This is a genomic window from Prosthecobacter sp., assembly GCF_034366625.1.
Classification (GTDB): domain Bacteria; phylum Verrucomicrobiota; class Verrucomicrobiia; order Verrucomicrobiales; family Verrucomicrobiaceae; genus Prosthecobacter.
Window position 1 is genome coordinate 81,175 of the sequence record NZ_JAXMIH010000019.1, and the last position, 18,060, is coordinate 99,234.

At 59.4% G+C, this 18,060-nt stretch carries 18 protein-coding genes; 1 reads left to right on the plus strand and 17 read right to left on the minus strand.

Going from position 1 to position 18,060, the window contains the following annotated elements; translation table 11 throughout:
• Positions 1-1,045: 1,045 nt before the first annotated feature.
• The 10 genes from U1A53_RS19245 to U1A53_RS19290 form a co-directional block, all read right to left on the minus strand.
• Complete coding sequence (locus tag U1A53_RS19245; RefSeq protein ID WP_322283477.1) at positions 1,046-2,272, minus strand: type II secretion system F family protein; 1,227 nt, start codon at positions 2,270-2,272, stop codon at positions 1,046-1,048.
• An 82-nt stretch (positions 2,273-2,354) separates the two neighbouring features.
• Positions 2,355-2,909 (minus strand): prepilin-type N-terminal cleavage/methylation domain-containing protein, encoded by a 555-nt coding sequence (locus U1A53_RS19250; protein ID WP_322283478.1) that lies wholly within the window; start codon positions 2,907-2,909, stop codon positions 2,355-2,357.
• Positions 2,906-4,528 (minus strand): hypothetical protein, encoded by a 1,623-nt coding sequence (locus U1A53_RS19255; protein WP_322283479.1) that lies wholly within the window; start codon positions 4,526-4,528, stop codon positions 2,906-2,908. Before U1A53_RS19255 ends, U1A53_RS19250 begins: the two co-directional genes overlap by 4 nt.
• A 9-nt stretch (positions 4,529-4,537) precedes the next feature.
• Positions 4,538-5,521, minus strand: a complete 984-nt coding sequence (locus tag U1A53_RS19260) for a hypothetical protein (protein WP_322283480.1) — start codon at positions 5,519-5,521, stop codon at positions 4,538-4,540.
• Positions 5,518-6,360: a hypothetical protein gene (locus U1A53_RS19265; protein ID WP_322283481.1), complete on the minus strand. Its 843-nt coding sequence runs from the start codon at positions 6,358-6,360 to the stop codon at positions 5,518-5,520. Before U1A53_RS19265 ends, U1A53_RS19260 begins: the two co-directional genes overlap by 4 nt.
• Before the next feature lie 3 nt (positions 6,361-6,363).
• Entirely contained in the window at positions 6,364-6,975 is a 612-nt protein-coding gene (locus U1A53_RS19270; protein ID WP_322283482.1) for a hypothetical protein, read from the minus strand.
• Between the two features lie 24 nt (positions 6,976-6,999).
• Entirely contained in the window at positions 7,000-7,554 is a 555-nt protein-coding gene (locus U1A53_RS19275) for a hypothetical protein (protein WP_322283483.1), read from the minus strand.
• A 14-nt stretch (positions 7,555-7,568) separates the two neighbouring features.
• Positions 7,569-8,438 (minus strand): hypothetical protein, encoded by an 870-nt coding sequence (locus tag U1A53_RS19280; RefSeq protein WP_322283484.1) that lies wholly within the window; start codon positions 8,436-8,438, stop codon positions 7,569-7,571.
• Positions 8,425-9,489: an ATPase, T2SS/T4P/T4SS family gene (locus tag U1A53_RS19285; RefSeq protein WP_322283485.1), complete on the minus strand. Its 1,065-nt coding sequence runs from the start codon at positions 9,487-9,489 to the stop codon at positions 8,425-8,427. Before U1A53_RS19285 ends, U1A53_RS19280 begins: the two co-directional genes overlap by 14 nt.
• A 20-nt stretch (positions 9,490-9,509) precedes the next feature.
• Positions 9,510-11,099 (minus strand): choice-of-anchor K domain-containing protein, encoded by a 1,590-nt coding sequence (locus U1A53_RS19290; protein ID WP_322283486.1) that lies wholly within the window; start codon positions 11,097-11,099, stop codon positions 9,510-9,512.
• Positions 11,100-11,295: 196 nt separating this feature from the next.
• On the opposite strand from U1A53_RS19290, the gene U1A53_RS19295 reads away from it, so the two are divergent.
• Entirely contained in the window at positions 11,296-13,332 is a 2,037-nt protein-coding gene (locus tag U1A53_RS19295) for a hypothetical protein (protein ID WP_322283487.1), read from the plus strand.
• Here the strand turns inward: U1A53_RS19295 and U1A53_RS19300 are convergent, their stop codons facing one another.
• The 7 genes from U1A53_RS19300 to U1A53_RS19330 all read right to left on the minus strand — a co-directional run bounded on the left by U1A53_RS19300 (position 13,333) and on the right by U1A53_RS19330 (position 17,958).
• Positions 13,333-14,307, minus strand: coding sequence for a ThuA domain-containing protein (locus U1A53_RS19300; protein WP_322283488.1), 975 nt, complete (start codon positions 14,305-14,307; stop codon positions 13,333-13,335).
• Between the two features lie 90 nt (positions 14,308-14,397).
• Complete coding sequence (locus tag U1A53_RS19305) at positions 14,398-15,156, minus strand: DUF1326 domain-containing protein (RefSeq protein ID WP_322283489.1); 759 nt, start codon at positions 15,154-15,156, stop codon at positions 14,398-14,400.
• Positions 15,157-15,282: 126 nt separating this feature from the next.
• Positions 15,283-15,486, minus strand: a complete 204-nt coding sequence (locus tag U1A53_RS19310) for a hypothetical protein (RefSeq protein ID WP_322283490.1) — start codon at positions 15,484-15,486, stop codon at positions 15,283-15,285.
• A gap of 63 nt (positions 15,487-15,549) precedes the next feature.
• Positions 15,550-15,963 (minus strand): hypothetical protein, encoded by a 414-nt coding sequence (locus U1A53_RS19315; RefSeq protein ID WP_322283491.1) that lies wholly within the window; start codon positions 15,961-15,963, stop codon positions 15,550-15,552.
• A gap of 7 nt (positions 15,964-15,970) precedes the next feature.
• Complete coding sequence (locus U1A53_RS19320) at positions 15,971-16,489, minus strand: hypothetical protein (protein WP_322283492.1); 519 nt, start codon at positions 16,487-16,489, stop codon at positions 15,971-15,973.
• Between the two features lie 13 nt (positions 16,490-16,502).
• Positions 16,503-16,877: a hypothetical protein gene (locus U1A53_RS19325; RefSeq protein ID WP_322283493.1), complete on the minus strand. Its 375-nt coding sequence runs from the start codon at positions 16,875-16,877 to the stop codon at positions 16,503-16,505.
• Between the two features lie 40 nt (positions 16,878-16,917).
• Positions 16,918-17,958 carry an aldo/keto reductase gene (locus U1A53_RS19330; RefSeq protein ID WP_322283494.1) on the minus strand — a complete coding sequence of 347 codons (1,041 nt, stop codon included), beginning with the start codon at positions 17,956-17,958 and terminating at the stop codon, positions 16,918-16,920.
• Between the last annotated feature and the right edge of the window lie 102 nt (positions 17,959-18,060).

The window sequence follows — 18,060 nt, forward strand, 5'->3', positions numbered from 1 at the left end:
CATCCGGTGACGCAGCAGGAGCGCAATACTCTGCTGGCACTATCCAAACCTCGGGATGCAGACCACCAACTCCGCCCTTCGAGATACGAGTGCATCGTGGGTCACCATACCAAAGTGCGAGATGGTCTTCCGCTGCGCCGCCATCCTCGTCAGTGCCGACGACTACCGCTAGCAAGCCATCGTGCTCGATGAAGTCTCCTCTCTTGAATGTGCTCATAGCGTGTGAAGCGGCCTAACGACCCAAGCTCAGCGACCCGGCCCACGAGGGCGTTCGATTGCAACCGCGAGGCGATGGCCGGGTTCGCTGCAGCGCATGGTTAGCGGATAATCTCTGTCTAATCTCATCTCGTTTCCCTTGCTGCAAGAGTAACCAAAGCTCAAGTGCCACGTCACGCGTAACGTCCCGACGCTCGCAAATATCCTCGGACTGGTGAGTGAAGATGACCAAGCCACTCTCATAAACATCCACAGTCCAGCCGTCGTCATCTGAAAGCCAAGTGCTCGGGTGCTCCATGTCTGGCGTATCTAACTCGGCCAATGCTGCACGCATCTCCTCAACTGTCGGATTATCAGGCCCTCCGCCCCACCGAGTCTCAAGACCGGTGTCCACGGTAGAAGATGGGCTGCGCTTGCGAGGCGGGGAAGGAACTGGCGGCGCGGTGCAAAAGGGACAAAAATCTTCGGAGGCGGGTCGCGAGCGTCCGCAAGCTCTGCATACTTTTTCGAGGGTGGCCATATCCGCCTAACAGTGTGGATGGTTAACAGATTGCGAGGTTTGTCAGCAGCTTTATAGCCAACGATTTTGTCGGAAAAGTACGGGCTGAGGCGCTCATGGGTGTCGTTTTACCCTCCTATGCCGTTGCTGGGCAACAAAAATGTGGCTTTGCAACGGCATAGGAGGGTAAATTCCATGTGTGAATATTCCAAACCCCCAACCCAAACTGGAGGAACGGCTGCGCATGACGTGGCTGAGGGAGGAGCGGACAGGCTGCGCAGCCGCGAAGCGAATGCCCGCGCTGCCTTCGACGGTGGCGGTGCAACGGGGCTACTTCTTCTTCAAGATGACGTCGCCGAGGCTGAACATGGGGCCGTAGATGGCGTAGATGAGGAAGCCGACCATGATGCCGAGAATGAGCATCGTGAGAGGTTCGATCATCTTGTCGAGAGTGGCGGCGAGGTTGTCGAGCTCCTCCTCGTAGTCGTCGGCGATTTCGGCGAGCATTTCGGTGCCGGAGCCGGTTTCGGAGGCGAGTTCGATGAGGCCACAGAGATTTCGAGCGTCCGGGCCGAGCCAGTGGGCCTCCATGAGGAAGGCTTCATGCAAGGTGCGGCCGACGGCGATGTGCTCGCGCAGGCGGACGAACAATTCCTTGTAGTGGTAGTGCCAGCTTGCCTGGGCGGTGATGTCGAGCGCGCTGGAGAGGCGCACGTTCGACTCGGTGAGCATGGAGAGGGTGCGGAAGCCGGTGGCGGCGGCGGATTTGCGGACGAGGACGCCGACGACGGGGATCTTGAGAAAGAGATCCTGCATGGGCCGGAGGGAGCTGATTTTGCCCCAGTTCTTGAAAAAGAAGTACAGGCCGACGAAAGGAAGGATGGCCATGTAGGGCCGGTGGATGAAGAGATCGGACAGGGCGATGAGAACCTTGGTGCCCATGGGCAGCTCGGTTTTGAAGGAGCTGAAGAGCTTGGCCATGGCGGGCACGAGCGTGAAACTCATGACGATGACGACGGCGACGCCGAGCACGATGACGACGGCGGGGTAGATGAGGCCGCCTTTGAGTTTCTTGATGACCTTGGAGGATTTTTTTTGTGAGACGGCGATGCGCTTGCAGACCTTGGAGAGCTGACCGGCCTCCTCACCGGCGAGGATGAGGGAGAGCATGTCATCCGGGAAGAGCTTGGGGAACTTGGAGATGGCGTCGCTGAATTTGTCGCCCACGGAGATGGCATGGACGACCTCGGCGATCATGCCTTTGTAAACGGCGGATTTGACGCGGTTGGTCTGGAGCAGGAGGGCCTTGGTGAGCGAGATGTTGCGCTCAAGGCAGCGTCCGAGGCCGGAGAAGAAGGCGGCGCTGTCGTCGGTGGTGGGCCCAGGGCTGGTGAGGCGGTGGAGTTTTTCATCGACGCCAGTGATGGACAGGACGGTGGTGGTCTCGTTGGGGGCGACGCCCGCGCCAATGAGGGCTTTTTCATCGGTATCCGTCTCCACGAGGGCCTCGCAGGACTTGCCGGAGTGGACGTTGGTGATTTTGACTTTTTTGAGCATGGGAGTTGGAAAAGCTGAAATTTGAAAAGCTGAAAGCTGAAATGAATTTCTGTTTTTTGATTTCTATTTTCTGCTTTGGGCCTCACGGCGGCAGGGTGCGGAGGTCGGTGATGAGACGCGGACGGTAGGCGGTGAGGGTGAAGGAGGCGCCGGCGGTTTCGGTGGCGGGATTCTGCGAGAGGTTCACGATTGCGGTGCAGAGCGCGGTCTCCATGACGACGCCGTTGATGGTGGTGAGGCCGCTTTCGATGAACGTGGGGCTGCCGAAGACAGCCTGCTGAAGGAGGGCGTTCTGCGCCTGGGAGGGCATGAGCGCGGTGATTTGCACGGTGGAAAGACCGAGCTGCCAGAGACGCACCATGTTTTCTTGGTAGTTGCGCGTGACGGCGACACGGGTGGCCAGCTCCTCCTGCAGCATGAGCGTGGAAGAGAGGCTGACCATGGCGGTGGTGCCGATGGAGATGATGGCCCCGGCGGCGAGCACCTCGATGAGGGTGTAGCCCGCTCTTCGAGCGGTTGACCATTGTTGACGATGGTTGAGGCCGCTGCGCGGCGTTGACGGTGGTTTGGTAAACCACCGCAAACAACGGTCAACCATCGTAAACAACCGTAAACTCTGCTGTCGGGTGTTCTTCATGGTGGGGCGACGGGAAGGAAGTAGGACTCCAGCCACGCATCACGCGGCAGGAAGGTGGCAAAGGCGGGGCCGCTGTTGGTGGCGGCGGGGACGGCGGGATCGCTGTCGCCGGTGAAGAGAAGGCGGCTGGGATTGGTGCCACCGGCGGCACGGCGTTTGACCGTCCAGTTGGTCATGACACCACCGATCCAGCGCACGGTGCGTGTCAGCGCATTGGGCATGTTGAACATGATGCTCTGGAATTCGTTTACGAGGACGCAGCGCCAGCGGAACTCGGTGCCGCTGATGGGATTGTTGACCCAGGAGAATTCGACGGGGCGGCCGTTGTCGTCCTGGAAGGCGAGGACATGGCGGCGGTTGTTCTCGCGCTCGAAGCGGACGTCACGCACCCAGCGCCCCTTGGCGCCGTTGGGCATGACGGTGATGATGACGGGCTTCAAGGAGGCCGCATTTTCAAAGGCGGCGGCGTTGCTCTGACCGACGAAGATGATCTGATCGACGACGCCATAGATACGCATGTTTTTGAGATAGGCGCTGTCGAGCTTGATGAAGAGCACCTTCAGCTTGTCATCGTAACCGGAAGGCCAGCCGGGCGGTGTGTAGGTGGGGTTCTTCTGTTCGGCGATCCAGTAGGCCTCGGTGGCGGAGTTGAAAACGCCGGACACGTCGATGGTGATGGTGGCGGTGCGGCCTGCGGCGGCCTCGCGATCCTGGAAGTGCCAGAGGGAGTTGTCGGGGTTGTCGTCATTGCGCACGACTTTGAGGTAGCCGAGGTGACGGCGGTCGCCGCTGCCACCGATGGGGCCGGTAGTGCTGGGAACGACGGGCATGTTGGATGGCATCAATGGATTGCCATTCATGTCCGTGCCATAAACGGGGTAGGGGATGGAGGGCGGCTCCGCCGCCGCATGCGACTGGATGTAGAGCGACTTCGTACGGAAGGGAAGCTGCAACGGGCTGGGCGTGCTGCTGACGAAGAACGAAGGCGGATGACGCACGACGGTGCGGCCTTCGACGGTCCAGTGGGCGTTATGTCCGGCGCTGCCGGAGCCGGCATTGCGGTAGATGTCGAGTTCGGTGCCGATGCTGTCGGGTTTGCGATAGACGCAGAAGACATCGCCATTGAGCACGGGCGGCATGGTTTTGAGGAACTGCCAGGCGTTGTAGTCGTCGATGTTGCCGGCGACACCGGAGGAGGGACGTGCAAGCTGCTCGACGGTGAGGTACGAGGCGCCTGGACGCAGACCGGTGTGGTTGAAGGGAAACACGGTGGTCATGCCGCCCGCCGTGCTGGTGGAGGTGTACACGTTGAGATTGTTCCAACCGTTGACGGTGTTGAAGCCGCCGATGTCGCTGCCGAGAACGGTGTTTTGAGCAGCGGCCATCGTGCCGTTGCGCTCGAAACCCTTGTCAGTGATGCACTGCCAGCTGAGGAGGCGTGAGCTCTCGACACCGATGCGGCGTTTGGTGATGTCCTCCAGATAACTGACCTGCGCGGCCCGTGTGCTCATGAGGGTAACCCAGGAAGAGACAAAGATGCCGCTCACAATCATGAGCATGAGCGCCGCTGCCATGAGGGCGCCGCGTGTGCTGCGATGAGAGTGGCGTGGGATGCGCATGAGGTGGATTCAAAGGGCCGGGAACATCGGCACGGTGAACATGAAGGCGGTGCGCCCGGCCATTTGGTTGTAGGCCTGGCGCGGATCGCTGGTGGCAAAGGTGTTCGCCACCGGGCCGAGATGGCGCGCGGCGGGATCCGGCCACCAGATGAAATAGAAGGGGCGTTCCGAGGCACGCTTGAAGCGTTCGATGGTGGCGGGCGTCTCCCGCAGCGCGAGACGTGTGGCACGTTCGAAAGTGATGAACAGCGGCGTGAAGCCATCACTGGCCCACTGGGTGGTGTTGGTGGGATTCGGCACGGATGGCGAAAAAAACACCTCGTAACCGCCCATGTAGCTGAGGGTGGATGGCGTGGTGCTCGTGGCAGAGTCGGCGTAGCGTTTCACCGAGGCAAAAGTGCCGTTCGGCTCGGTGGTTCCGGTGAAACGGATGATGTCGATGTCGTAAATGGCGTTCACCTTGAGATAACCGGCATACTTGCTGTAACCGAGCACGAAGATGCTGGCGTTCTGCGGCACCGCCGTGCCGTCATTGAGCGGATTGCGGTAGTCGCGGTACAACGTGTCCGGCACGCTGGCGTTGGTGATGATGTGGACACGAAATTTCTGCGGTGTGTCGAGTTCTTCATGCAGCGCCGGGTTGTAGGCGATGATGGACGGCCTCCAGGTGTTCATGCCATCGCGCGGCAGACAGAAAACGGTGGTGGCGCTGAGCGTGTCAGTCACGAATTGCTCGCGCAGCTCCTCCGCCTGTGACAGCGCGCCGTATTGAGGTGCCATGGCGGTATTGAGAGTGGCGCTGGAGAGACCGTAAAAATTCTGCATGCGGGCGGTGCCCAGCGGCACGGTGACGATGGAGGAGACGCTCGGCTGACTGCGCACAATGGTGCCGTAGGAAACGACGGCCCCGCCGATGACCACGGCGGAGAGCGCGAGCACCAGCAGGAGTTCCACGGAGGTGAAGCCCCCCGGCTGATGGACGCGACGGTTCATTTGGGCGCAGGCGTTGGATTGCCGAAGAGCATGCGGACCACGGATTCAACGGCGGGCGAGGGCGGTGGTGCGGCCGGTGGCGGTGTCTCCACCGGTTTTTGCGGAGCAGCGGCCTGCACGGGCGGCGGCGTGACCGGCCCTTTCACTGTCTGCGGCTGCGGTGGCGTGGTGGCAGGAATGGGATCCTCCGGGACGGCTTCCGCGCGCAGCGGTTGCGGCTCGGCGGCAGGCGTTGCTGGCGGGGCATTCTGCTGACGGGACTCAAGATCGTGCAAAGGGAGATCCATCGTGGCATTGGCCCCCTTGGTGTTTTGCCCTTCCTCTTCGGTCTGGCCGAGCATCTGGTAGCGCACCTTGGGGGAGATGTTGATCGGAATGATCATGAGCTTCGGTGGCAGGCCGGTGGCGCGCTTTTCCTGCCAGGCGAGTTCGATGTACTGCGAGGTGATGTTTTTTACTTTCAATTCCACCAGCTGTTCCGGCAGCACGGGCGGCACGACACCGCCGGTTTCGAGAATGATGTTTCCCAGCAGCACGCGCATGCGTCCGTCCTGCATGCGCTTTGTGCCCACCACAGGGAGTTTCAACAACTTGTCACGAACGCGGTTTTCCTCGGTGTCACCGGGCGCCAGGCGGTTCTGCGCCTCGGATTCGGATTCAAAGGGATTGTGTTCCTCTGGTTTGACGTTTTCAGGCGTCTTCTCATCCGGCAGGACCAGTTGGTATTGCACACGCTTTTCGCCTTCCTCTCCCACGACTGCCTCCTGGGCATGGAGGCAGGGAGCCATGATCGTGCAGATCAGGCAGGAGAGCAGAATCAGTCTGTAAATGCGGTTCATGGGTTAGGATTTTTTGGCTTTGTCCTTTTCCTTGGCCGCTTTCTCCTTGGCCTTGATCTTGTCGGCATCTGCGGCGGCGAGATCAAAGATGGGGGTTTCAAAGGAGACCTCCATCTTCAACTGGCGTCCGGTGCTGCCGCCGGTGATCTGCACCACTTTCATGCGTGCCGTAGGCAGGCGGCGTTCGATGTCGCCCAGCCAGTTGAGCACCTTGGCATATTCTTCCTCGATGGTGAGCGTGGTGAGGACGGATTTTGGGATGAGTTTGTTCCCTGCGGCCATTTTCAACTCGGTCTTGCGTTCGCGCACGAGATTGATGCCACGTTCACGCAGACTCAGCTCGATGGTTTGTTCCGCCTCCTGCTGGGTTTGCACGCGGTCAATCGCCGGCAGCCAGGAACGCAGGAAGCGGCGCACATCCTCGGTGTCCGTTTTGAACATGGCGGTTTCGATCTCGGCGGTGGAGCGCTCGGTTTCGGCGGTGACGGCGGCGTTTTCGGCTTCCTCAGCAGCGGCGCGTGTGGTGCCCACCGTGTTGTGGATGATCTGCGCGGTGTAGGTCATCGCGCCGATGATCAGCAGCAGGAAGACGCAGGCGAGTTGTTTCGGGTTCATGGCAGAAGGGCGAAGTTGAGGAGGTTATTCCGTCTGGCGCACGAGCGTGGAGTGGTACTCGACGACATCGTCGTTTTTGGTCTGCTGCGGCGAATAGGAGCGGTAGAGAAGCTGGCCGAGTGCGGATTCGATGGCGGCAAGTTCGTTGGACACTTTGGAGCCGTTCAGATGAATCGTGAGCGCGATGTTGGCAGGCACCTGCTCACTGCGTTCGAGGGCCACCTGGGTGATGCGCGTCTCCGTTTGCACGGCACGGGCGATCTTGACGGCGATGGGCTGGATGTTGCGCGCGCCTTCCATCCACTGGGCGACCTTCTCCGCCTTCGTGGCCTCGGATTCGAGATCCGACATTTCGTTTTTGAAGGAGTCACGCTGGGCTTCACTGAGTTTCTGGCGCTCCTCGGCTTCTGTTTTCTGCTTGAGGGCACGTTTGTAGTTGAAGTAATCCATCGTCATCACGTAGGCGCTGCCGACCAGCGCCACGTAAAAGATCACCGGAATCGCGCGGAAGGTCGAGGGCAGACGGCGCGAGGTGTCGGTGCGCGGCGTCTTGAAATCGTGGCAGAGGTATTCGTTCATGGGGTGCGGTTGGATCAATGTTCGCCAATGATGGTCCAGAGCAGGTCATCCTGCGTGAGATCGGCGGCGCCGACCTTTTCGAGATGCAGCATCAGTTCAGTGCGGAATTTATTGTCATGGCCGTCGCCGACGAAATAAACCGGGCTGCCCTGCGGGACTTTGGTGAGCAGCGGGCTGATGATTTGCAACGCGGTTTCAACCGCCTCAGGCCCGAGGCCGCTGCGGCAGCGAATGTCGCGCCACTGGCCTTCCTGCTGTACCAGAACGGCCAGCGAACCTTCACACGCGGCGATGAGGACGAAATCCGTGGGGGTTCCGCCGGAACTCGCGCGGTAGATGCTCAGGATCGCATGCTCCAGCATGGAAAACAGGCCGCAGCAGACACGCCCAGGCTTCAGATTGACCGTTTTGAGCACGTCCTCGGTTACTTTGACCAGCGACTCTTCGACGGCGAGCAGGAGGCTCGCGGTGGTCTCGGGGTGATGGCAGATGGCGTAGCGTTTGCCACGATCATATTTGGGACCGAGCACGGCGCGCGGGTTGGTGCGCAGCAGGCTCACACAGTTGTCGCCACGCATGAGGTTGTTTTCGAGGCTGATGATGAACCGGTGGTTCACGGAAACAGAGCACCAGCCGCCTTCCACCATGCCACGCCATTCATCCCCGCGCTGCGGAGCGGCGTCGGCGAGTTCGCCCTCCTGCATGCCGCCCTCCTCGAACCGGCCGCGTTTGTTGATGGAACGCCAGCTCACGGAGCCGCGGCTGACGTTGATAAGAAGAGATTTGCGCGATTCAAAGCGTTTTCCCCACGGGACTGCGGAGTCGTCGGGGTCGGCTTTGAAAGCGGCGAAGCTCAAGACAGATTTGATTTCATCCAACAGCATAAATAGAAGTGAGTTGTTCTTTGGAAAGGAAGTCGTACACCTCATGTTCGGTGTAGCCGGTCTTGCGTGCGGTGGAAGGCTTCCAGCCGTCGGCCATGCGCATGTTCAAACAGCGCTCGAAGCTCACCATGCCGCGTGTGAATCCCGCCTCGAGCTCCTGGTCGAGGTTTTTGAATTCACCGCGGCGGATCATGCCGCACACGGAATCGTAGGGGAGCAGCAGTTCGTGAATGGGGAAGCGTTTGCCGCGGTTTTCATCAAACAGCAGGCGCTGGCAGAGAATGCCGCGGATGGAGTCTGCGAAAGAGAGCATGGCGTTCTCCATGCGGTCGCTCGGGATGAGCTTGAGATAGCGTTGCACCGTCTGTGCTGCCGAGGATGTGTGCAGTGTGGCGACGACGACGTGGCCGGTTTCCGCCGCCTGTAGCGCGATCTCTGCGGTCTCGCCGTCACGAATTTCTCCCACCAGAATCACGTCGGGCGCCTGACGAAGAGCGGCACGCAGGGATTTGTTGAAGTCGAGTTCATCCGTGCCGATCTCACGTTGCGAGACGAGCGAGGGAATGCCGGAAGGATAGACGAACTCGATGGGATCCTCGAACGTGAGCACATGCTCCTGCCGGCGCTTGGCCCGTTCGAGAATCATGGAGGCAATCGTGGTCGATTTACCGGAGCCGGTGGCACCACAGACCAGAAACAGACCGTTCTTTGCCTCCAGGAAAGCTTTGATGGCAGGCGGCGGCACCATGAGCTTGCTGATGTCCGGGATGCATTCGGGCAGCAGTCGCAGCACCCAGCGCGGACGACCACGCGTGACCATGCGGTTCACACGATAGCGGCGGGGGCCGAGCTGGAGGGCGTAGTCGATGCAGCCGGCGGTGAACTCCAGCGGGCGTTCCGGCTGGTAGATGAATGAGTCGTAGAACAGCTTGCCGTTGCGCTTGTAGGTGAGCGCTTCCCACGGAGTGACGTAAAAGTCGCTGACGCCGGAATCCTTCGACAGATGAAGCATCCGGTAGCCGAGCTGACTGCGTTCGTGAATGTCTTCCATGAGGTGGTGGTGGTGGCGTGTTAATGGTTGCTGGTGAAGCGAGCGCGCAGTTCCGCCTTCGCAGTGGCACCTTCAAAAATGAGGAATTTGTTTCCCTGCACGACGCCGGCACCTGGATCGAGCGTGACCCAGGAAAGCTCCAGGCGGTATTCGACGCCGTCGATGGTGACACGGACATCCGTGGTGGGATTTTTGAGTTCCACGACGTCGGCGCTGGCGAGGCGGTCGCTCGTGTTTTCGGTGCTGGTGAGGCCGAGGTCGATGTGCGTGGTGAAATTCAACGCCGGCTGAGTCATGGTCAGATTCACGGAGAGGGTGACGCCGGTGGCCTCGCTGTTGTAGAACGTGGTGCCGTTGAGCATCATCAGCTCCCCAAACTTGAACCAGGTGTTCGGCGTGATGGTGTCGAATGCCTCGCGTGTGAAGCTGAGTACGTTTTCGACGCCGGCATCGAGGTATTCGCCGTTGCCGAGGTCAAGCTTGGTGTTGCCGTGCTTGAAGGTGGAGGTTTCGCTGCCGTTTTGAATGGTGGTGACGAGGTTGGTGCCACCGATGGCGTTGCCCCAGTTGCCTTCGCCGGTGCCGCTGAAACTACTGGTAAGCCGGTAGTAGGTCTGGGAGGTCGTGGAACTGGTGGAGTATTCGGCGGGGCGCGTCGTTTCATTGCGCGCCTGGAGATTCATCGCTGGAGTGAGCGGAATGGAAGCACCGGTGAATTCGATCCAGGTACCAGAGTTGATGCGATACATGAGCTTGGAAACCTCAGGCAAAGCACCGTTGGGACTGATGGTGGCCGAGCTGGGAAAACTGGCGAAGGCAAAGGTGCCGCCGGCCGGAGTGATGACGGGGCGCGGCAGTTTCGTCACCGTGGGAGGCGTGGAAGGGTCTCCACCACCGCCGCCTGAGCCCCCGCTGCCGCCATCGCTCTCATCTGCAGGCGGGTCGCCTGATGTGGGGGAGGATTCGTTCGGATCGAACCCATTGGCAGGGGTTGGGGTACCAAAAGGTTGTGGATTGAGGTAATTGGCCGCCGGATCTGAAACCGAAGCACCCCAAATCCAGCCTTTGGTGCTCGAATTGAAAGCCACGGACGACTTGGTCCGTGTTTCGGTGCCGAAGTCCGTTCCGGCGAGGGATTCGTCGAGATAGAATTCAGAAACGGCGGTTCCACTGGCCTTGGTCAATTCGAAACGGTTCTTGGTTCGGTTCCAGACCACTCTCGGATTGTTGTCATTGTCTGGCTGCGAAGTCATCTTGGCGCGCAGCCGTCCATCTAACAGCCTGCCTGAGACAGCTCCTACATGACGCTGCCATTCCGACTGCGGGCGGATGCGCTTCATTTTGTCGAGGACCGCCTGGGGACTGGTAAGGCCAGCCAGATTGCCACCATCTGCCACATACAAGGCCACCATTTGATTGAGTGTCGAGACATCCGATTCGAGCTTGGCCACGCGGGCGGAACCGGCATCATCAGTGATGAGGGAGACGCCCAAGGTAACAATCACCCCGATGATGGCGATTGTGATGACCAGTTCGAGCAACGAAAAGCCGGCACGGCAGATCGAACTGCGTGAGGCTGAATCGCAAACCGTGAATCTGCTCGATAGCATAACTGGCATAGTAAATATTCAAACAGACCTAAATTCAAGGTAAAGATATGGAAATTATTGTTTAAGTCAGTGATTTGAATGAAAACTTGACGTTTACTTCACTAAGCATGAGATTCTTCATAAACGAAAAGTCAGCACGCTGTGGTGTTAAATGCCATTTGATTTGTTTTTCCATTAATGTTATAATTATAATAATATGCGCTATTTCACAGCACAGTTCCAGCTCATTCTCTGCTTCGCCCTGACGAGTTTGTCGGGAACCACACTGCGTGCTCAGTTCAACCAAAGTAACATGCACCTCCTCTCGCCGGAGTATGAGGCAGAAGCAGCTAGGCTGCGTTCGTCCGCGCCGCAGCAGTATGATTTTTCCAAAGCCATGCTCAGCGATGTTCTACGATTCCTCGCCACGGATGCGGGCATTTCCTTCTTCTCTCTGCCTGATGACAGTGCTGATGGTGGGCGACTGATCACGTTCTCGATCAAGTCCAGTCCGTTTCAAGTTTTGGAGACTCTCTGCAAGGCCAATGGGCTGGCCATCATTCCTGACAACGGTATTTGGTACATTCGTCCGGCTGATGATCGTGAGCTCATCGGTAAATCCTATGAGATCCGGCACAATGCGCTGGAACGTGTAGAACGTATCAGTTCGGGCGGGGGATTGACTTCTGCGGCTGCCAGCAGCAGCGGCGGTGGCGCGAGCCGTGGCGGCGGTGGCGGAGGAGGTGGGTCCGGTGGACTCGATCTTCAGGGGGCGAGCCAGACTTTTGCCGTGCGCCGTAGTGAGGTCATCAATGACATTCGAGCCCTGCTTGGTCTGCCTCCTGAGGAGCTTGAGGCAGGTCAGGGCGGTGTTGCCAGTGCTCTTGGCGGCAGTGAGGATGAAAATGCCGCACGCGCGATGAATTCGAATGAACTCAGCGCCGTGCGCAAACCCAAGGTGATTTGGAAATCCGATTCCAACACGCTCTACATCGTTGCCACCCGTCTCCAGCATCTGTGGGTGGAGGGTTATCTTGACGCGGCAGACAAGCCGCAGTCCCTCATCGCTATCGAAGTGAAGTTTATCGAAACCTCTCGTGACCCGAAACGTGAATTCGGCATCGATTGGTCAGGCACCTTTGAAAATGGCAACTTTCGCCAGGTGGACAAAACCGAAGTGGAAACCGATGCCACCACTGGAGAGCAGACACTTAAGGTGGAATACAACTCCGTTCCCACGACTGGCGGCTTCCGCACGGATCTGGCCCCGTTGCTCAGTTCCTTGGATCTGAACAACGTGGGTGCCACGCTCGGCTGGCCCGCCCTGAGCATTCTCAGTGCGCAGGATTTGAATGTGAAATTGCGTGCCATCCTGCGTGATGAGGAAACCAACACTACCTCCTACCCGCGCATGGTCACCATGAGCAACCGCGAAGTCGCCATCCGCAGTGTCGTGAACCAGCCGGTGCTCGATGCCAGCTCGACCGCCAGTGCCGGTGCCGTTGGCGCCACCACCACCACCCAGGTGGCCTATCTGCCCATCGGCACCGTGCTGAACATCCTGCCCAAGCGCATGCAATCCGACAAGGTTCTGCTCAACATGGCCATCACCGTCTCCAGCATTATCGGGACCGAGGTCATTTCCGGCAATCCCTATCCCATCGCCTCGTCACGTGTTTACAGTGCTCCCGTGGAGATCGATTCCGGTTATACCGTGGCAGTTGGCGGGCTGGATGAGGCTCGTGAGCGTGAAGGCGAGGTCGGAGTTCCATTCCTCAGCAAAATCCCCGGCTTGAAGTGGCTCTTCAAATACAAAAGTCGCAGCAAGAACCACAAGAACCTGATGCTCTTCATCACGCCGACCATCATCGATGCGCGCAACGGTGGTCTGCCGCCGGAACCGCAGTCGGTCGTGCCGCAGCGCCCAAATCTGCCTGGCCGTCCCAAGGTTGACACCAACAGCGGTGCGTTGATCGGCGGCAGTGCCGCGCTCCCAAACACCGTGGACTATCTCTCGCGTGAGGCGGAGAAACTTGGCAATACCATTCAGGAAGGACGCATCACCGATGAAGTCAGCCGGAAGCTCAAAGAGCTCAAGATCGCCGTCGAACAGGTGCATGCGCAGTGTGAAATACTGAAGCTCTCCGAGCCGGCGAAGTTCGCGATGATCGACCAGCATCAACTGCTGCTCAAAAACATCCTGGAACGCCTCGCCTACTTCCAGCGCACGCTGTTCACGAAGAAGTACCTCTGATCAACGGATCGCCACGCGTTGAAACACGCGTGGCATTTCGATCCCGGCGCTCTTTGGTTTTGGCGCGGCTTTGGGATCGAGGTTATGTTTCAAATCGTCCGCCGTCACGGTCGATTCGACGCCTTTCTCAGGAACTTCGACCTTCGTTACCCACAGTAGCGCGTTCAGCACGGCCTTGCGCACGTTGTTGTTGCCCCAGTTGTCGTGGAAATGACCACCGGTGAAGCCGAATCCGCGTCCGCCGTCGGCACGTTCGATGGCCCACATCATCGTCTCAGGGCTGCCTTTCTCCGCCTGGATGTGCGGATACGGGCCTTTGGGATAAACATAAGGGCCGTCACGTGTCGCATCCGCTGGCGTTGCCACCAGGATCGGCGCAAACTTAGCCGCGCCATCGTTCGCTGATCTCACCCCATGACCGAAGGCCGGGCGGAAGCGCATGTGGAAGTACCACTCATCCTTCGTCGTAAACGGCTCCACGCCGCGCGTGATCGCATGCTTGGGCAGTTCCGCGTAGTTTGCATCCCAGATGGGATTGCAGGAATAGGCGTTCTCATAGTGCCCGCCCAGCCATTCCTGAAACTCCTTGCCCGCCTGATCTGGCACGATCTCCACGCCGTAGTGCATGCAGCCGAAGCCCACTCCCTTCGCGATCAGCTTGCGCAGCGTTTCGAGATGTCCATCGACCACAGCGGGATGCTTGCCACCGCCGTCCGCGTAAATTACCACCGCGTCTGCGTTGTCGAAGGTCTTCTCATCACTCACCCAGCCCAGTTCATGGCGGTCCACGATCAGATTCGGCACGCTTTGCAGGCACTTTTCCAGCAGTATCGTTCCCGCGCGGAATTCATGCATGCCCGGCGGATGCGAGGGCTTGCCGGCGATCAAAACGAGCTTCTGTTTGCCCTCCGACGTGGCTGCCTGGAGTGAAACGGCACTAGCGACGAGGAAGGTAAGCAGTTGGATCGGCTTCATAAGATTGGAGGGGGTGAATTGCGGCATCATTCCCGGTGCCATGATCAAATCAAGAGCCGAAGCATCTCCTGTTGCTCTCAGTGACTGTGTTTATTTCTTCGGAGCGTTCATGGCGGCCATTTTCTTGGCCATGTCGGCTTCGAACTTCGCATACTGGCGGTCGTCCACCTTGAACTTGTTGCGCATGTAGTTGGAGTTTTCGTATTTCCATTTCTGGCCGGAGTCGTTGTAGGTCATGACGGTGGCCTGGCCCTGCAGGTATTCCTTGTGCGTGGGATCGGCCAGCGGCGGGTTCGACACTTTCGGCGGGCCGCCGAGTCCGCCCTCGATCAGATGCCCGGAGAAACTGCCGAACGTGCCGACGGTCACAAGGTGTTCCGCGCCTTGGATCTGACGGGTGATGGGCACGAACTTGAACTCGCGCTTCTTAGCCGCCAGCGGGAAGAGGTGCGCGCTGATCTCCTTCAGAGCGGTGCGCTGCGCCTCGGTCGCGCGTTCGTCGATATAGACGTTGTCGAAGTTCCAGTTGCCGAAGGACTCGAACATGCTCTTGCCCTCCGGGCTTTGCACGAACTGGGCCACTGCGAGACCATCAAGCGAGGTCTTGCCATAGCTGCCTTTGGTAATGAAGACCATCTGCGCTCCGTCGCAGGTCATGCGCGAAGGCACCGATTTGAACCAGCAGGGGCAGGGCGCATGGCACGAGCAGGCTTCCTCCAGCTCGCCTGTCACATTCCACGAGGGTTGTTTCGTCTCTGTCTTGGCCGTGTCGGCAGCGATGCTGGATTGCAAAGCGCCACACAGAGTGAGCACAGCGGCCATGGCCGCTTTCCAAAGAATCGTTTTCATGATGGGATGAATCTCCTTTGAGGCAAGACTACGAACCACCGAGCCATCTGGACACAGTCTCGTGCATCTTTTCTTCGGACTGTTCTGCCTCCCCCGGGTCGGCGGCGTTGCGGGCAGGGGGCTATTTCATTTCGCGGCGTTGCGGGCAAGTTTCCACAACCACAGGCTGAGGCCGCTCAGGGCGAGGAAGGCCAGCCCGCTGGGCCACAAGGGCAGGGTGTTACCTGCGACAAGGATATCAGTGCGCAGCAGCAAGCGCGTCAGTTGGGCGAGTGCCATCAATCCGAACACGGTGCCGGCCAAGCGCAGACCAAGGAGGGGTGAGTTCATGAATGTGATGCTTTGTTGTGAAGCGGTCATTCATCTATACGGACGTCACACGCTTGGCTGATTTCAAATTCCGCGATGTGAGGGGTCGTTCGCAGGCTGGCGTGACGGACTGACGAAGCGTGGGGTCGTGGCGACCCATTCGCGATGCTCGTGGAGCGCTGCGGAGATTTGCTCCAGCGCCGCCAATGGCAGGTTCATGGAAACGCCCCAGGATTCATCATCCGGTCCGATCAGCAGGGTGATTCCCTTGTCATCTGAGCACCAGAAAACGGGTGAGCCGACACATTGCCCGATACGAAGGGAGCCACGGCTTTGCCAGTCCGCGTCACGCACCTTGGAAAACAAATCCATCTCCTCCAAGCGCACCCACACCACGACGCAGGTGCTGTTCCAGATGATGCCCAGGGAGGCGATGGGAAACCCCTCGTTGTCGTAGGCTTGATTGGCGTAGATGGAGAGTGCGGGAGGCGTTTCCATGAGAAGATCAGATGGTCCAGTCCACTTTGCATTGCCAGTCAGGACTGACGTCCATGATGGGAGATAACATATAATCTCCTGAATACGGAGTGTCCATGATCACGGTAAAACTGCCGTTTTCATTCATGATCACGAGGCTGGCCTGGATCGATGCGGTATCGAAATGCTCGAACTTGTGGCCCCAGCCGTCATCGTCCGGCGGTGGCGGCGTCTGCCTGAGCAGCCCAGGCAAGCGTGCCTCAATCTCCCGCCAGCGTTCGATCTGGGCCTCCGTCGGTCCCGCCACCTTGCAGCTTAAACTCAGCTCATACCCGAGGCGCTCGCTGGTGATCCGTGCCCACCAATGGCCATCGTCAAACTCGCGGTAGGTTCCCAGCACCGGGTGCGGCTTGTCCACAAACGTCGCGGGAGACGGCGGCTGCCGCCTGGGTTTGAGGGTGATGATGCGGCGTGCCAGCACGATGAACGCGATCACGATCAGACCCGCGCAGAGGCAGCCAAAGAGGAGATGCGGGTTGAACGACATGCGGGCGAAAAGGTCAATGCGGCGCGGCTGAAAGAAGATGAGTGAAGTTCTGGTCCGCGATCATGCGGGCAAACTCCTCCGGGCTAAGCGTGACGCCAGACTGCTGTGCACGTTGTTGGTTTTCTGCCCACATTTGCCGGAGAGAGTCGTCCAGTGAATCGCCAAGATGCAAGGTGGTGCGCAGGGTGACGCGCCAGTCTGCGTCGCCTCCGAAGATTCTCTGCGTGATCGAGGCGACCAACTGCTCCTTGTCTGGCGCGAGATTGCCGATGGCGCTCAGGACATAGTTTTCCAGCAAGATGAGCAGAGGGCGGCCATCGTAACGACCACCCATCGCCGTGGCTAAAGACGGCTTGGGCGATTTGCGCAGGAAGTCAAACAGGCCCATGGATCGAAATGACCGTGCTCAGGTTTGAAAAGGCTCCCTGCTACAACCTCCTCAACCCATCCTCGGTCATCGCACACGGAATCTCGGCGTCGATTTCATCAATGCGTGCCAGCGTTTCGGCGCTGAGCACGAGATCGGCGGCTTGGAGACTTTCTTCAAACTGCGCGACGGTGGTGGCGCCGACGATGGTGGAGGCGACGAAGTCGTGCTGCTTGCTCCAGGCGAGGGCGAGCGCGGTGACGCTGATGCCGAGGTCGGCGGCGATGAGCTGGAGGCGTGCCGTGGTTTCGAGGCTGCGCTCATTCACGAAGCGGGCGGCCATGCGTTTCTGACGCGGGCCGCCGTTCTGGATGTAGTCGGTGAAGCGGGCGCCTTTCGGCAAAGCACCGCCGTTGTATTTGCCGCAGAGCACGCCACCGCCGAGCGGGGAGTAGGGCAGGAGGCTGACGTTTTCTTGGCGGCAGACCTGCGCGAGTTCGCTTTCGCAGCGGCGGTTGATGAGGGAGAAGTTGTTCTGCACGGAGGCCATGCGGGCGAGGCCGTGCTTCTCGGCCTCCCAGAGGTTTTTCATCACGCCCCAGCTTGTCTCATTGCTGCTGCCCCAGGCGCGGATTTTGCCCTGGTCGATGAGATCGGTCAGTGCGCCGAGCGTTTCGGCCTGCTCCATGCCGTGGTCGGGCCAATGCGTCTGGTAGAGGTCGATGTAATCAGTTTGCAGGCGGCGCAGGCTGTCCTCGCAGGCCTGGAAGATCTGGCGGCGGTCCAGCGCGGTGAAGCCGCCGCGAATCGGCGGACGGAACCAGCCATGACCGGGGCCGGTGACTTTGCTGGCGACGATGAGCTCGCCCCGAGTGCGGCCCTTGAGCCATTTGCCGACGATCTGCTCGGTGACGCCGAAGAGTTCGGCGCTCGGTGGCACAGGATACATCTCGGCGGTGTCGAAAAAGTCGATCCCGGCGTCGATGGCGCGGTCCATGATGGCGAAGGAGGTCTTCTCATCGGCCTGGAGGCCGAAGGTCATGGTTCCCATGCAGATGTCCGTGACGACGATGCCGGTGCGGCCGAGGCGGTTGCGTTTCATAAGACGCGGATGCTAGCAGCGAAGGGCAGGGAGCCAAGAACGAAGCGGCGTCTTTTGAAATTCGTGACTTCGCAACTCGACAAGGGGACGGGGTTGAAGTGT

Excerpts from the sequence above, each read along its gene's own strand:
- U1A53_RS19245 (WP_322283477.1), bottom strand. The coding sequence starts at position 2,272 with ATGCTCAAAAAAGTCAAAATCACCAACGTCCACTCCGGCAAGTCCTGC.
- U1A53_RS19250 (WP_322283478.1), bottom strand. The coding sequence starts at position 2,909 with ATGAAGAACACCCGACAGCAGAGTTTACGGTTGTTTACGATGGTTGAC.
- U1A53_RS19255 (WP_322283479.1), bottom strand. The coding sequence starts at position 4,528 with ATGCGCATCCCACGCCACTCTCATCGCAGCACACGCGGCGCCCTCATG.
- U1A53_RS19260 (WP_322283480.1), bottom strand. The coding sequence starts at position 5,521 with ATGAACCGTCGCGTCCATCAGCCGGGGGGCTTCACCTCCGTGGAACTC.
- U1A53_RS19265 (WP_322283481.1), bottom strand. The coding sequence starts at position 6,360 with ATGAACCGCATTTACAGACTGATTCTGCTCTCCTGCCTGATCTGCACG.
- U1A53_RS19270 (WP_322283482.1), bottom strand. The coding sequence starts at position 6,975 with ATGAACCCGAAACAACTCGCCTGCGTCTTCCTGCTGCTGATCATCGGC.
- U1A53_RS19275 (WP_322283483.1), bottom strand. The coding sequence starts at position 7,554 with ATGAACGAATACCTCTGCCACGATTTCAAGACGCCGCGCACCGACACC.
- U1A53_RS19280 (WP_322283484.1), bottom strand. The coding sequence starts at position 8,438 with ATGCTGTTGGATGAAATCAAATCTGTCTTGAGCTTCGCCGCTTTCAAA.
- U1A53_RS19285 (WP_322283485.1), bottom strand. The coding sequence starts at position 9,489 with ATGGAAGACATTCACGAACGCAGTCAGCTCGGCTACCGGATGCTTCAT.
- U1A53_RS19290 (WP_322283486.1), bottom strand. The coding sequence starts at position 11,099 with ATGCTATCGAGCAGATTCACGGTTTGCGATTCAGCCTCACGCAGTTCG.
- U1A53_RS19295 (WP_322283487.1), top strand. The coding sequence starts at position 11,296 with ATGCGCTATTTCACAGCACAGTTCCAGCTCATTCTCTGCTTCGCCCTG.
- U1A53_RS19300 (WP_322283488.1), bottom strand. The coding sequence starts at position 14,307 with ATGAAGCCGATCCAACTGCTTACCTTCCTCGTCGCTAGTGCCGTTTCA.
- U1A53_RS19305 (WP_322283489.1), bottom strand. The coding sequence starts at position 15,156 with ATGAAAACGATTCTTTGGAAAGCGGCCATGGCCGCTGTGCTCACTCTG.
- U1A53_RS19310 (WP_322283490.1), bottom strand. The coding sequence starts at position 15,486 with ATGAACTCACCCCTCCTTGGTCTGCGCTTGGCCGGCACCGTGTTCGGA.
- U1A53_RS19315 (WP_322283491.1), bottom strand. The coding sequence starts at position 15,963 with ATGGAAACGCCTCCCGCACTCTCCATCTACGCCAATCAAGCCTACGAC.
- U1A53_RS19320 (WP_322283492.1), bottom strand. The coding sequence starts at position 16,489 with ATGTCGTTCAACCCGCATCTCCTCTTTGGCTGCCTCTGCGCGGGTCTG.
- U1A53_RS19325 (WP_322283493.1), bottom strand. The coding sequence starts at position 16,877 with ATGGGCCTGTTTGACTTCCTGCGCAAATCGCCCAAGCCGTCTTTAGCC.
- U1A53_RS19330 (WP_322283494.1), bottom strand. The coding sequence starts at position 17,958 with ATGAAACGCAACCGCCTCGGCCGCACCGGCATCGTCGTCACGGACATC.